The organism is Streptomyces spinosisporus, from assembly GCF_022698145.1.
GTDB lineage: Bacteria > Actinomycetota > Actinomycetes > Streptomycetales > Streptomycetaceae > Streptomyces > Streptomyces spinosisporus.
The window spans coordinates 192,401-206,319 of sequence record NZ_JALDAX010000013.1 but is presented as its reverse complement, the minus strand read 5'-3'; the positions used below and the strand labels follow the sequence as shown (position 1 = coordinate 206,319).

The 13,919-nt window shown below is 70.2% G+C and carries 11 protein-coding genes; all 11 read left to right on the top strand.

The window, feature by feature from the left end:
- Positions 1-78: 78 nt before the first annotated feature.
- The 11 genes from uvrC (at position 79) to MQN93_RS30030 (ending at position 13,889) form a co-directional block, all read left to right on the top strand.
- The gene (gene uvrC / locus MQN93_RS30080; RefSeq protein WP_242712013.1) at positions 79-2,109 is read left to right on the top strand and encodes an excinuclease ABC subunit UvrC; all 2,031 of its coding nucleotides are present in this window, start codon (positions 79-81) and stop codon (positions 2,107-2,109) included.
- Entirely contained in the window at positions 2,106-3,065 is a 960-nt protein-coding gene (gene rapZ, locus MQN93_RS30075) for an RNase adapter RapZ (protein ID WP_242712012.1), read from the top strand. The genes uvrC and rapZ overlap by 4 nt, the downstream gene beginning before the upstream one ends.
- Positions 3,062-4,129: a gluconeogenesis factor YvcK family protein gene (locus MQN93_RS30070; protein WP_242712011.1), complete on the top strand. Its 1,068-nt coding sequence runs from the start codon at positions 3,062-3,064 to the stop codon at positions 4,127-4,129. Before rapZ ends, MQN93_RS30070 begins: the two co-directional genes overlap by 4 nt.
- The gene (gene whiA, locus MQN93_RS30065) at positions 4,120-5,109 is read left to right on the top strand and encodes a DNA-binding protein WhiA (RefSeq protein WP_016436109.1); all 990 of its coding nucleotides are present in this window, start codon (positions 4,120-4,122) and stop codon (positions 5,107-5,109) included. Before MQN93_RS30070 ends, whiA begins: the two co-directional genes overlap by 10 nt.
- 177 nt (positions 5,110-5,286) lie before the next feature.
- A complete protein-coding gene (locus MQN93_RS30060) occupies positions 5,287-8,241 on the top strand; it encodes a M14 family metallopeptidase (RefSeq protein ID WP_242712010.1) in 2,955 nt (984 codons plus the stop codon).
- A gap of 227 nt (positions 8,242-8,468) precedes the next feature.
- Positions 8,469-9,476 carry a type I glyceraldehyde-3-phosphate dehydrogenase gene (gene gap / locus MQN93_RS30055; protein WP_242712009.1) on the top strand — a complete coding sequence of 336 codons (1,008 nt, stop codon included), beginning with the start codon at positions 8,469-8,471 and terminating at the stop codon, positions 9,474-9,476.
- Between the two features lie 128 nt (positions 9,477-9,604).
- Positions 9,605-10,825 (top strand): phosphoglycerate kinase, encoded by a 1,221-nt coding sequence (locus tag MQN93_RS30050; protein WP_242712008.1) that lies wholly within the window; start codon positions 9,605-9,607, stop codon positions 10,823-10,825.
- Complete coding sequence (gene tpiA / locus MQN93_RS30045; protein WP_016436113.1) at positions 10,822-11,598, top strand: triose-phosphate isomerase; 777 nt, start codon at positions 10,822-10,824, stop codon at positions 11,596-11,598. The genes MQN93_RS30050 and tpiA overlap by 4 nt, the downstream gene beginning before the upstream one ends.
- Before the next feature lie 108 nt (positions 11,599-11,706).
- Positions 11,707-11,943: a preprotein translocase subunit SecG gene (secG, locus tag MQN93_RS30040; protein ID WP_016436114.1), complete on the top strand. Its 237-nt coding sequence runs from the start codon at positions 11,707-11,709 to the stop codon at positions 11,941-11,943.
- Positions 11,944-12,203: 260 nt separating this feature from the next.
- Positions 12,204-12,491 carry an RNA polymerase-binding protein RbpA gene (locus MQN93_RS30035; protein ID WP_007448238.1) on the top strand — a complete coding sequence of 96 codons (288 nt, stop codon included), beginning with the start codon at positions 12,204-12,206 and terminating at the stop codon, positions 12,489-12,491.
- Between the two features lie 129 nt (positions 12,492-12,620).
- Positions 12,621-13,889 (top strand): MFS transporter, encoded by a 1,269-nt coding sequence (locus tag MQN93_RS30030; RefSeq protein ID WP_242712007.1) that lies wholly within the window; start codon positions 12,621-12,623, stop codon positions 13,887-13,889.
- The last annotated feature ends 30 nt before the right edge of the window (positions 13,890-13,919 follow it).

Below are 13,919 nucleotides of genomic sequence, written 5' to 3'. Positions count from 1 at the left end.
TCGCCCTGGACGGGTGTGCGCTCCGGCGTTGTCCACAGGCTCGGCGCACTGTCGGCCCTCGCCAGTAGGGTGTGAGACATGGCCGATCCCTCCAGCTACCGCCCCCGGCCGGGTGAGATCCCGGACTCCCCAGGGGTGTACAGGTTCCGTGACGAGCACCGCCGGGTGATCTACGTCGGAAAGGCAAAAAGCCTGCGCCAGCGACTGGCGAACTACTTCCAGGACCTGACGAACCTCCACCCCCGCACCCGCACCATGGTCACCACGGCCGCCTCCGTGGAATGGACGGTGGTGTCCACCGAAGTCGAGGCCCTGCAGCTGGAGTACTCCTGGATCAAGGAGTTCGACCCCCGGTTCAACGTCAAGTACCGCGACGACAAGAGCTACCCGTACCTCGCGGTGACGATGAACGAGGAGTTCCCGCGCGTGCAGGTGATGCGCGGCCACAAGCGCAAGGGCGTGCGCTATTTCGGGCCGTACAGCCACGCGTGGGCCATCCGTGACACCGTCGACCTGCTCCTGCGCGTCTTCCCGGTGCGCACCTGCTCGGCCGGCGTCTTCAAGAACGCCGCGCGCACCGGCCGCCCCTGCCTGCTCGGCTACATCGGCAAGTGCTCCGCGCCCTGCGTCGGCCGGGTCTCGGAGGACGAGCACCGCGAACTGGCCGAGGAGTTCTGCGACTTCATGGCCGGCCGCACGGGGACGTACATCCGCCGCCTGGAGCAGCGGATGACCGAGGCGGCCGAGGAGATGGAGTACGAGCGGGCGGCCCGGCTGCGCGACGACATCGGGGCCCTGAAGAAGGCAATGGAGAAGAACGCGGTCGTGCTCGCCGACGCGACCGACGCCGACCTGATCGCCGTCGCCGAGGACGAGCTGGAGGCGGCCGTCCAGATCTTCCACGTACGCGGCGGACGCGTGCGCGGCCAGCGCGGCTGGGTCACCGACAAGGTCGAGGAGATCACCACCGGCGCCCTCGTCGAGCACGCCCTGCAGCAGCTCTACGGCGAGGAGAAGGGCGACTCCGTCCCCAAGGAGGTCCTCGTCCCGGCCCTGCCCGACCCGGCCCTGCCCGTCCAGGAATGGCTCGCCGACCGCCGCGGGTCGAACGTCTCGCTGCGCATCCCGCAGCGCGGCGACAAGAAGGCCCTGATGGAGACGGTGGAGCGCAACGCCCAGCAGGCGCTCGCGCTGCACAAGACCAAGCGCGCCTCCGACCTCACCACGCGCTCGCGCGCGCTCGAGGAGATCGCCGAGGCGCTCGACCTCGACAGCGCCCCGCTCAGGATCGAGTGCTACGACATCTCGCATCTGCAGGGCGACGACGTCGTGGCCTCGATGGTCGTCTTCGAGGACGGCCTGCAGCGCAAGAGCGAGTACCGCCGCTTCCAGATCAAGGGCTTCGAGGGCCAGGACGACGTCCGCTCCATGCACGAGGTGATCACCCGCCGCTTCCGGCGCTATCTCGCCGAGAAGGAGAAGACGGGCGAGTGGTCCGAGGGCCAGGACGCGCTCACCGAGGAGGACGGCCGCCCCAAGAAGTTCGCCTACCCGCCCCAGCTGGTCGTCGTCGACGGCGGCCGGCCCCAGGTCGCGGCGGCCAAGAAGGCCCTGGACGGCCTCGGGATCGACGACGTGGCGGTGTGCGGCCTGGCCAAGCGCCTGGAGGAGGTGTGGCTGCCGGACGACGAGGACCCGGTCGTCCTGCCCCGCACCAGCGAGGGCCTGTATCTGCTGCAGCGCGTGCGTGACGAGGCCCACCGCTTCGCGATCACCTACCAGCGCACCAAGCGGGCCAAGCGCTTCCGCTCGAGCCCCCTGGACGACCTGCCCGGCCTCGGGGAGACCCGTAAGCAGGCACTGCTGAAGCACTTCGGCTCGTTGAAGAAACTGCGATCCGCCACCATCGACCAGATCTGCGAGGTGCCCGGCATAGGCCGCAAGACGGCCGAGACGATCGCCGTGGCCCTGGCCCAGGCGGCCCCGGCCGCACCCGCCGTGAACACGGCGACTGGAGAGATCATGGAGGAGGAACCCGGCACCATGGGTTCCAGTGGGGAGCCCGTGACGACGGGCGCCCCGGACGAACGACGGGGGCAGGAGACATGAAGGTGAACAATCAGGACGGGCAACAGCCCCAGGGCACGGACGGAGCACAGGTGAGTACGGGCGCGAGCGGCGATGCGGTCCCGGTCCCCGACGCGGCCATCCCCGAGCTGGTGATCATCTCCGGTATGTCCGGAGCGGGCCGGTCCACGGCCGCCAAGTGCCTGGAGGACCTCGGCTGGTTCGTCGTGGACAACCTGCCGCCCGCGCTGATCCCCACCATGGTGGAGCTCGGCGCACGCTCGCAGGGCAATGTGGCGCGGATCGCGGTGGTCGTGGACGTCCGCGGCCGGCGCTTTTTCGACAACCTCCGCGAGTCCCTCGCCGACCTCGACAGCCGCCGCGTCACCCGCCGGATCGTCTTCCTGGAGTCCTCCGACGACGCCCTGGTGCGCCGCTTCGAGTCGGTGCGCCGCCCGCACCCCCTGCAGGGCGACGGCCGCATCGTCGACGGCATCGCCGCCGAGCGCGAGCTGCTGCGCGAGCTGCGCGGCGACGCCGACCTGGTGATCGACACCTCCAGCCTGAACGTGCACGAGTTGCGCGCCAAGATGGACGCCCAGTTCGCCGGCGAGGAGGAGCCCGAGCTGCGGGCCACGGTCATGTCCTTCGGCTTCAAGTACGGCCTTCCGGTCGACGCCGACCTGGTCGCGGACATGCGCTTCCTGCCCAACCCGCACTGGGTCCCGGAGCTGCGCCCCTTCACCGGTCTCAACGAAGAGGTGTCGGCCTACGTCTTCAACCAGCCCGGCGCCAAGGAGTTCCTCGACCGCTACGCCGAGCTGCTCAGACTGATCGCGGCGGGCTACCGCCGCGAGGGCAAGCGGTACGTGACCATCGCCATCGGCTGCACGGGCGGCAAGCACCGCTCGGTGGCCATGTCGGAGAAGCTCGCCGCGCGCCTTGCGGCCGAGGGCGTGGAGACGGTGGTCGTGCACCGGGACATGGGACGCGAATGACGCAGCGTTCACCGCGGCTGAGCCGGCTGCGCCGCGTGGCGCCCGAGGCGCGCACCGGCCGGCCCGTCGAGGCCCGCGGCGCCCGGCCGCGGCGCCGCGGCGCACAGCCCAAGGTCGTCGCGCTCGGCGGCGGCATGGGCCTGTCCGCCTCGCTCGCCGCGCTGCGCCGGATCACCGGCGACCTCACCGCCGTCGTCACCGTCGCCGACGACGGCGGCTCCAGCGGGCGGCTGCGCGACGAGCTGGGCGTGCTGCCGCCCGGCGATCTGCGCAAGGCGCTGGCCGCGCTGTGCGGCGACGACGACTGGGGCCAGACCTGGGCCCGCGTCATCCAGCACCGCTTCCAGTCCCAGGGCGACCTGCACGAACACGCGGTCGGCAATCTGCTGATCGTCGCCCTGTGGGAGCAGCTCGGCGATCACGTTCAGGCGCTCGACCTGGTCGGCCGGCTTCTGGGGGCGCACGGACGTGTGCTGCCCATGTCCGCAGTGCCCCTGGAGCTGCAGGCCCTGGTCAGGGGGCACGACCCGGACCGCCCCGAGGAGACCGACCTGGTGCGCGGCCAGGCGACCGTGGCGCTCACACCCGGCGAGGTGCAGTCGGTGCATCTCGTGCCGCACGATCCGCCGGCCGTTCCCGAGGCCGTCGAGGCGGTCCTGGACGCCGACTGGGTCGTCCTCGGCCCGGGTTCCTGGTTCTCCTCGGTCATCCCCCATCTGCTGGTGCCCGACCTGCTGGACGCGCTCATGGGGACGAAGGCGCGCCGGGTGCTCTCACTGAACCTCGCCCCGCAGCCCGGAGAAACCGAAGGCTTCTCCCCGCAGCGTCATTTGGAGGTTTTGGGACGACACGCCCCTAAACTCGCCCTGGACGTGGTGCTGGCCGACGAGGCTGCCGTGCCCGACCGCGAGGACCTCACCGAGGCGGCCAAGCGGCTCGGGGCAGCGGTCGAGCTGGCGCCGGTGGCCCGGAGGGACGGAACTCCGCGGCACGACCCGGAGCTGCTGGCCGCCGCGTACGACCGTATTTTTCGGATGCATGGAAGGATCGGCCCATGGCGATGACGGCAGCGGTGAAGGACGAGATCTCCCGGCTCCCCGTCACCCGTACCTGCTGCAGAAAGGCGGAGGTCTCCGCCATTCTGCGGTTCGCCGGCGGCCTCCACCTGGTCAGCGGGCGCATCGTGATCGAGGCGGAGCTGGACACCGCGATGGCGGCGCGACGCCTGAAGCGGGACATTCTGGAGATCTTCGGCCACAGCTCCGAACTGATCGTGATGGCCCCGGGCGGACTGCGCCGCGGTTCGCGCTACGTGGTCCGGGTCGTCGCCGGCGGTGACCAGCTGGCCCGGCAGACGGGCCTGGTGGACGGCCGGGGCCGCCCGATCCGCGGTCTGCCGCCGCAGGTGGTCTCGGGGGCCACCTGCGACGCGGAGGCGGCCTGGCGCGGTGCCTTCCTGGCCCACGGCTCGCTCACCGAGCCCGGCCGCTCCTCCTCCCTGGAGGTGACCTGCCCGGGCCCCGAGGCCGCGCTCGCCCTGGTCGGCGCCGCCCGCCGGCTGTCGATCGCCGCGAAGGCGCGCGAGGTGCGCGGCGTGGACCGCGTGGTCGTCCGCGACGGCGACGCGATCGGTGCCCTGCTCACCCGGCTCGGTGCGCACGAGTCGGTGCTGGCATGGGAGGAGCGCCGGATGCGCCGGGAGGTCCGCGCGACGGCGAACCGTCTCGCCAACTTCGACGACGCCAACCTGCGTCGCTCCGCGCGCGCGGCCGTGGCCGCCGGCGCCCGTGTGCAGCGCGCGCTGGAGATCCTCGCCGACGAGGTGCCCGAGCACCTCGCGGCCGCGGGCCGGCTGCGCATGGAGCACAAGCAGGCCTCGCTGGAGGAGTTGGGCGCGCTCGCCGACCCGCCGCTGACGAAGGACGCCGTGGCCGGCCGTATCCGCAGGCTCCTCGCGATGGCCGACAAGCGCGCCTCGGACCTCGGCATTCCGGGTACGGAGTCCAGCCTCACCGAGGAGATGGCCGACGGCCTCGTCGGCTGACCGGGGACCCGCTCGGCGGTCCGTAACCGAAGATCGTTCAACTCGCCGGTGCCGGCGCCCACTTGAGGGCGCGGGCACCGGCGTTTTCCTGTCCTTGAGCCGCTCTTGACTCGATCATGAACTGTCATGAGCCTGGCAAGAGTTCGCTGCTGTGGTGATCAACTGCTAGGGGGGTTCATGAGACACAGAGCGAGATCGATCCTCGCTGTCGGCGCGCTCCTGATCGGCGGAGCGAGCCTCGCACCCATCGCCCAGGCGCAGAACGGGAGCCAACAGGCTTCCGGTTCCGACGACATCCACGTCTACCGCGCCGATGTCACGGCCCAGCAGGTACCCCTGCTGCTGGCGGCCGGACAGGACGCCCACGAACTCGGCGAGAAGGTCCCCGGCAAGGGCACCGCCTCCGTCGAGGTCCAACTCACCGGCGAGCAGGCCGCAAAGCTCCGCAAGCAGGGCGTCGACCTCACCGAGCACACGCTCTCGGCAAAGGCCGAGTCGCGCACCGAGGACGCCGCCCAGGGCGTGTTCCGCCCGTACAGCGGAAGCGGGGGCCTCAAGGAGGAGATCGTCCGGACCGGGCAGCAGAACCCCGGCCTCACCAAGGTCGTCTCCATCGGCAGGACGCTGAACGGCCAGGACATCCTCGCGCTCAAGATGACCAAGGGCGCGAAGAAGTCCAAGGACGGCTCCAGGCCCGCCGTCCTCTACATGTCCAACCAGCACGCGCGCGAGTGGATCACGCCGGAGATGACCCGGCGGCTGATGCACTACTACCTGGACCACTACAAGACCGACAAGCGCATCCGGAAGATCGTCGACTCCACCGAACTGTGGTTCGTGCTCTCGGCCAACCCCGACGGCTACGACTACACCTTCCAGAGCTCCGACACCCGCCTGTGGCGCAAGAACCTGCGGGACGTCAACGGCGACGGCGTCATCTCGACCGGCGACGGCGTCGACCTCAACCGCAACTTCGCCTACAAGTGGGGCTACGACGACGAGGGTTCGTCCCCCAACCCCACCAGCGAGACCTACCGCGGCGCGAGCCCCGGCTCCGAGCCCGAGACCAGGGCGATCGACCGGCTCGAGAAGCGCATCGGCTTCAGCTACGGCATCAACTACCACTCCGCCGCCGAACTCCTGCTCTACGGCGTCGGCTGGCAGGTCGCCACGCCCACGCCGGACGACGTGGTCTACAAGGCGCTGGCCGGCACCCCGGACAACTCCGCGATCCCCGGCTACCGTCCGCAGGTCTCCTCGGAGCTGTACACCACCAACGGCGAGGCGGACGGCCACGCGAGCAACGTCAACGGCATGTCGATGTTCACCCCCGAGATGTCGACCTGCCAGAGCGCCTCGAACGCCGATCCGGACGACCAGTGGAACGCGGCCGACTGCCGGTCCGTCTTCACCTTCCCGGACGACGAGAAGCTGATCCAGGGGGAGTTCGAGAAGAACATCCCCTTCGCGCTGTCGGTCGCCGAGACCGCCCCGCACCCCGACACCGCGTCGTCGTCGCTCGGCCTGAGCGCCGCCGACTTCACCCCGGCGACGTTCTCCACCTCGTACGCGCGCGGCGCCGACCAGGAGGTCTCCGTCGTCGTACGCAAGGCGATACGCGACAAGGAGCTCAAGTACCGCGTCAACGGCGGCCGTACCGAGGACAGGACGCTCAGGTCCTGGAAGGGCGGCGAGACCTACGGCGGCGAGGACAACCTGCACTTCGACGAGTACCGGGCCGAGGTCGAGGACGCCGACCCGGGCGACAGGGTCGACGTGTGGTTCAACGGCAGGACCAGGGGCGGGAAGAAGGTCTCCAGCGAGCACTTCACCTACACCGTCGCCGAGCGGCCCCGGGCCGACACGCTCGTCGTCGCCGAGGAGGGCGCGGCCGCCACGCAGGCGCAGACGTACGTGGACGCGCTGAAGGCCAACGGCCGCAGGGCGATCGTCTGGGACGTCGCCACCCAGGGCGCACCCGACGCGCTCGGCGTCCTCGACCACTTCCGGACCGTCGTGCACTACACGGGCGCGGGCGTGCCCGGCAACGCCACCCAGCTCCAGCTGCGTGCCTACCTCAACGAGGGCGGCAAGCTGATCGAGGCGGGCGAACAGGCCGGCGGCAACGTCGACCTCGGCGGCGGCACCCTGTCGAACGACTTCAGCCAGTACTACCTGGGTGCCTATTCGCGTACGTCGACCCCCGGGGCCACGGGCTTCACCGGCTCCGGCAAACTCGCGGGCGCCGGTGGTCCCCTCGGCGCCGCGCCCGGCAACCCGCTCGACCGGGCGGGCACCTATGGCGTCACCTCCGAGGAACTGCCCGTCGACACCTACCCGCAGTTCGCGAGCGCGGGAGCGGGCCGGTTCGCCGGGGCCGTCAACCCGTACGGGCCGTACGCCGGTTCCTTCATGGCGGCCGCGGTGCACACCGACGACTCGTACAAGCGCCTCAGCCGCACCGTCGACCTCACCGGTGTCACGGCCGCCGACCGGCCCACCCTGCGCAGCCGGCTGCTGTGGGACACCGAGCCCGGCTACGACCATGTGATCGTCGAGGCCCATGTCACGGGCGCCGACGACTGGACGACGCTGCCCGAGGCGGGCGGCGCGAGCAGCACTGCCGTACCGACCGAGTGCGAGGCGGGCTTCCTGGTGAACGAGCACCCGTGGCTGAAGCACTACCTCACCTTCACCCCGAGCGGCTGCACCCCGATCGGCACCAGCGGCACCTGGAACAGCCTCACCGGCGCCTCCAACGGCTGGCAACAGGTCGGCTACGACCTCAGCGCCTACGCCGGCAAGTCCGTGGAGGTCTCGATCACCTACGTCACCGACCCGGGCAGCGGCGGACACGGCGTCCTGGCCGACGAGGCCTCGCTCGTCCTGAACGGCACGGCGACGCAGACCGAGGGCTTCGAGACCTCGCTCGGCCCCTGGAGCGTGCCCGGACCGCCCGCGGGCAGCCCGGCCGCCCTGAAGGACTGGGCGCGCACCGGGGCGCTGTTCCAGACGTACGGCGCCGTCACCACCGACCGGACCGTGCTGCTGGGCTTCGGCCTGGAGCACGTCACGGCGGCGGCCGACCGCAACGCCCTCTTGAGGAAGGCGCTTGCAGCCCTCAAAGGGTGAACTTCCTGGTCAACGATGAACAGCTCACCGTAGTCAAAAGGAGTGATCGTCCCTTTCGGCCGGGCGGTCCGTACCCCTACTGGCGGGTACGGACCGCCTGCCCGTGTATGCGGCATCTCGATGTCACCGCGAGGGCCCGCGGGAGGTAGGGTCGGGGGTGGTCGGGGACATCCCAAACAGAGCTCGCCGGCACCGCATGGCCGGCGTACCAACGAGGAGATCGGTTCGTGACGATCCGCGTAGGCATCAACGGCTTCGGTCGTATCGGTCGCAACTACTTCCGCGCGCTGCTGGAGCAGGGTGCAGACATCGAGATCGTGGCTGTCAACGACCTGGGTGACACCGCGACCACCGCTCATCTGCTGAAGTACGACACCATCCTGGGCCGCCTCAAGGCCGAGGTGTCGCACACCGCCGACACGATCACCGTGGACGGCCACACCATCAAGGTCCTGTCCGAGCGCAACCCCGCCGACATCCCGTGGGGCGAGCTGGGCGTCGACATCGTCGTCGAGTCGACCGGCATCTTCACCAAGAAGGAAGACGCCGCGAAGCACATCGCCGGTGGCGCGAAGAAGGTCCTCATCTCGGCTCCGGCCAAGGACGAGGACATCACCATCGTGATGGGTGTCAACCAGGACAAGTACGACCCGGCGAACCACCACGTCATCTCCAACGCCTCCTGCACCACCAACTGTGTGGCGCCGATGGCCAAGGTGCTCGACGAGAACTTCGGCATCGTCAAGGGCCTGATGACGACGGTGCACGCGTACACCAACGACCAGCGCATCCTGGACTTCCCGCACAAGGACCTGCGCCGCGCGCGTGCCGCCGCCGAGAACATCATCCCGACCACGACGGGTGCCGCGAAGGCCACCGCCCTGGTCCTGCCGCAGCTCAAGGGCAAGCTCGACGGCATCGCGATGCGCGTCCCGGTCCCGACCGGCTCGGCCACCGACCTCGTCGTGGAGCTCGCGCGCGAGACCACCAAGGACGAGGTCAACGCCGCGTTCAAGAAGGCCTCCGAGGGCGAGCTGCAGGGCTACCTGTCCTACACCGAGGACCAGATCGTCTCCTCGGACATCGTCAGCGACCCGTCGTCCTGCACCTTCGACTCCTCCCTGACCATGGTCCAGGAGGGCAACACGGTGAAGATCCTCGGCTGGTACGACAACGAGTGGGGCTACTCCAACCGCCTCGTCGACCTCACGGTCTTCGTCGGCAACCAGCTCTGAGCTGATCCACGCAGCAGGCGACTCGATGTGAACGCAGGGCTCGGGCGGCGCAGGGACGCGCCGCCCGGGCCCTGACTCACGTACACAGCAGCCCTCGTACGATCAGAGCACCCTCACCAGGAGCCCTTATGAAGACGATCGACGAACTCCTCGCCGAAGGAGTGGCCGGCCAGCGGGTCTTCGTCCGCGCCGACCTCAACGTGCCGCTCGACGGCACCACCATCACCGACGACGGCCGCATCCGTGCCGTGCTGCCCACCGTCAAGGCCCTCGTGGAGGCGGACGCCAAGGTCGTCGTCGCCTCGCACCTCGGCCGCCCCAAGGGCGCCCCGGACCCGGCCTTCTCCCTGCTGCCCGCCGCCGAGCGGCTCGGTGAACTCCTCGGCGCGCCCGTGGCGTTCGCCCAGGACACCGTGGGCCCCGCCGCCCACGACGCCGTGGACGGCCTCCAGCCGGGTCAGGTCGCGGTCATCGAGAACCTGCGCTTCAACGCCGGCGAGACCTCCAAGGACGACACCGAGCGCGGCGAGTTCGCGGACCGCCTCGCCGCCCTCGCGGACGTCTACGTCGGCGACGGCTTCGGCGCGGTGCACCGCAAGCACGCCTCCGTGTACGACCTGCCGGCCCGGCTGCCGCACTACGCCGGCTATCTCATCGCCACCGAGGTCGGCGTCCTGAAGAAGCTCACCGACGAGGTCCAGCGGCCCTACGTGGTCGCGCTCGGCGGCGCCAAGGTCTCCGACAAGCTCGCCGTCATCGACGAACTGCTCGGCAAGGCGGACCGCATCCTCATCGGCGGCGGCATGGCGTACACCTTCCTCAAGGCCAAGGGCCACGAGGTCGGCGCGTCCCTGCTCCAGGAGGACCAGATCCCGGCGGTCCTGGAGTACATCGAGCGTGCCGAGAAGACCGGCGTCGAGCTGGTCCTGCCGGTCGACGCGGTGGTCGCCCCCGCGTTCCCGGACCTGAAGACCAAGGCCCCGGCCGACGCCACCACCGTCGCCGCGGACGCCATCCCGGCCGACCGGATGGGCCTGGACATCGGCCCGGCCTCCGGCAAGCTGTACGCCTCGAAGATCACCGACGCCGCCACCGTCTTCTGGAACGGCCCGATGGGCGTCTTCGAGCACCCCGATTTCGCCGAGGGCACCAAGGCGGTCGCCCAGGCACTCCTCGACTCCCCGGCCTTCACGGTCGTCGGCGGCGGCGACTCCGCCGCGGCCGTGCGCCTCCTGGGCTTCGACGAGACCGCATTCGGCCACATCTCGACCGGCGGCGGCGCCTCCCTCGAATACCTCGAGGGCAAGACGCTCCCCGGCCTCGCCGCACTGGAGGACTCCACCGCATGAGCACGCGCACGCCGATCATGGCGGGCAACTGGAAGATGAACCTCAACCACCTCGAGGCCATCGCACACGTCCAGAAGCTCGCCTTCGCCCTCGCGGACAAGGACTACGAGGCCGTAGAGGTCGCCGTCCTGCCGCCCTTCACCGACCTGCGCTCCGTGCAGACGCTGGTCGACGGCGACAAGCTGAAGATCAAGTACGGCGCCCAGGACATCTCGGCGCACGACTCCGGGGCCTACACCGGCGAGATCTCAGGCCCGATGCTGTCCAAGCTGAAGTGCACCTATGTGGTGATCGGCCACTCCGAGCGCCGGCAGTACCACAACGAGTCCGACGAGCAGGTGAACGCCAAGGTCAAGGCGGCCTACAAGCACGGTCTGACCCCCATCCTGTGCGTCGGCGAGGAGCTGGAGGTGCGGGACGCGGGCAACCACGTGGCGCACACCCTCGCCCAGGTCGAGGGCGGTCTGAAGGACCTCCCGGCCGAGCAGGCCGAGACCATCGTGATCGCCTACGAGCCCGTGTGGGCCATCGGCACCGGCAAGGTCTGCGGCTCCGAGGACGCGCAGGAGGTCTGCGCCGCCATCCGCGGCAAGCTCGCCGAGCTGTACACCCAGGAGCTCGCCGACCAGGTGCGCATCCAGTACGGCGGTTCCGTGAAGTCCGGCAACGTCGCCGAGATCATGGCCCAGGCCGACATCGACGGGGCCCTGATCGGCGGCGCCTCGCTGGACGCCGACGAGTTCGTCAAGATCGTGCGCTTCCGCGACCAGTGACACGAGCTGGGAGTATGCGCTAGACGCGATCCGTCGTACCCTTGCGGGGGCACAGCCGTGGTGCTGTGCCCCCGTCGTTCATCCGAATCCGAGAGAGTTGGTCCAGCCGTGGTTTTGGGGTTCTCGATCGCCCTGATCGTCTTCAGCCTGCTGCTGATGCTGCTGGTGCTGATGCACAAGGGGAAGGGCGGCGGCCTCTCCGACATGTTCGGTGGCGGCATGCAGTCGTCCGTCGGTGGCTCCTCGGTCGCCGAGCGCAACCTGGACCGCATCACGCTGGTGGTCGGTCTGCTGTGGTTCGCGTGCATTGTCGTGCTCGGCATCATCATGAAGACGAACAGCTGAGCAGCAACGCACAGACCACACCTGCATTCCGCACGTAAGGCCCCATGTCCGGTACGCGCAACTGAGCGCGGCCTATCATGGGGCTTGCGTCTGGGTACGGAGGTTGTAACTCCAATCACTGGACGCGCGTTGGGCCTTACGTAGACTGAGGCGCTCGCAACGAAGCGAAACGCCGACTCGCTTCGCGGCACCATCACGCAGGGAGTTACACCGTGGCAAGTGGCAACGCGATCCGAGGAAGCCGGGTCGGGGCGGGGCCGATGGGCGAGGCCGAGCGCGGCGAGTCCGCGCCGCGTCTGCGCATCTCCTTCTGGTGCTCGAACGGGCACGAGACGCAGCCCAGCTTCGCCAGCGACGCGCAGGTTCCCGAGACCTGGGACTGCCCGCGCTGCGGCTTCCCGGCCGGGCAGGACCGGGACAACCCACCGGACCCGCCGCGCACCGAGCCCTACAAGACGCATCTCGCGTACGTCCGGGAGCGGCGCAGCGATGCGGACGGCGAGGCGATCCTCGCCGAGGCGCTCGCCAAACTGCGGGGCGAGATCTAGGAGTTGACGGCCGGCCGGGTACCGAGTGGTGCCTGGCCGGAGCTGTTTCCCGCCCGGCCGATCGCCGCCGGACCGATTGTCAGTGCTGCCCTCTACGGTTTGTGCATCGGGCAACCGTGAGGGGGAGTTGTGGCGACGGTCGAGGAGACGGGCGTGCTCGCGCCCGCGTGGCGTGGGGGATTCGGGCGGCTGTGGACGGCCGCTGTGGTGTCCCGGTTCGGGGACGCGCTGCGGGGCGCTGCGCTGCCCCTGCTCGCCGTCTCGCTCACCGACCGCCCGCTGCTCGTCGCATCGGTGACCGCCTGCGGCTATCTGCCGGGCATCGTCTTCGGGCTGCTGGGCGGCGCGGTCGCCGACCGGGTGGACCAGCGGCGGGCCATGTGGACGGTCGACGCGCTGCGCGGGCTGCTGGTCGCCCTCTTCGCCGTGGCCGTCGCGCTCGATCACGCCTCCATCGCGCTGCTCATCGTGCTCGCGTTCGCCCTGACCACGCTCCAGACACTCTTCGACAACGCCTCGACGGCGCTGCTGCCCGCGCTGGTGGACCGCGCGGCACTCGGCAGCGCAAACGCGCGTCTGATGACCGGGCAGCAGATCGCGGGCGGTCTGATCGGGGCGCCCGTGGTGCCCCTGCTCATCGCGGCGGGCACTGCCGTGCCCTTCGCGGCCGACGCGGCGACCTTCCTGCTGGCCGCCGCGCTGGTCTGCTCCCTGCGGACCGAGGCGCCCGAGCGCGCCCCGAGACCGGCGGGCGACACCCTGCGCCGGGACATCGCGGACGGGCTGCGCACCCTGTGGCGGGACCGAGCCCTGCGCGGGCTGTGCGTCGCGTCGTCGCTGTGCAACATCGGCATGGGCGCGCTGATCGCCACGCTGGTGCTCCTGGTGACCGGCTGGCTGGACGCCGGCACCGCCGGATACGCGGCGGCCATGACGGCGTACACCGTCGGCGGCCTGGCCGGGGGAGCGGTGAACCGGCGCATCACCTCCAGGCTCGGGGCCCCGCGGGCCGTGCTGCTCGCCGGGTCCGTGCAGATCGGCGCCCTGGTGCTCATGGGCGGGGTGCGCAGCCTGATCGCGGCGTCGTCGGCCCTCGCCGTCTTCGGCTTCATGGGCATGGTGTGGAACGTCAACACCACGACCCTGATGCAGCAGCGCGCGCCCGCGGAGATGCTGGGCCGGATCAGCTCCGCCTTCCGCACTCTCGCCGTCGCGGGAGCTCCGCTCGGCGCACTCCTCGGCGGCGCCGTGGCCACCGCATGGGGCGCGAACACTCCGGCGCTGCTCGCCGCCTCGTTCTTCGTTCTGTCCGTCCTCGCGCTGATACCTGCCCGCAAGCCGGACGTACCTGTTGTTGCGCCGGACGACGACGCCACGACGGCTCGCGCCCCGCGCTGATCAACTAGGTTGGAACAGCTGGGACAGGCA

Coding starts and splice junctions, on each gene's coding strand:
- uvrC (WP_242712013.1), top strand. CDS start 79: ATGGCCGATCCCTCCAGCTACCGCCCCCGGCCGGGTGAGATCCCGGAC.
- rapZ (WP_242712012.1), top strand. CDS start 2,106: ATGAAGGTGAACAATCAGGACGGGCAACAGCCCCAGGGCACGGACGGA.
- MQN93_RS30070 (WP_242712011.1), top strand. CDS start 3,062: ATGACGCAGCGTTCACCGCGGCTGAGCCGGCTGCGCCGCGTGGCGCCC.
- whiA (WP_016436109.1), top strand. CDS start 4,120: ATGGCGATGACGGCAGCGGTGAAGGACGAGATCTCCCGGCTCCCCGTC.
- MQN93_RS30060 (WP_242712010.1), top strand. CDS start 5,287: ATGAGACACAGAGCGAGATCGATCCTCGCTGTCGGCGCGCTCCTGATC.
- MQN93_RS30050 (WP_242712008.1), top strand. CDS start 9,605: ATGAAGACGATCGACGAACTCCTCGCCGAAGGAGTGGCCGGCCAGCGG.
- tpiA (WP_016436113.1), top strand. CDS start 10,822: ATGAGCACGCGCACGCCGATCATGGCGGGCAACTGGAAGATGAACCTC.
- MQN93_RS30035 (WP_007448238.1), top strand. CDS start 12,204: ATGGGCGAGGCCGAGCGCGGCGAGTCCGCGCCGCGTCTGCGCATCTCC.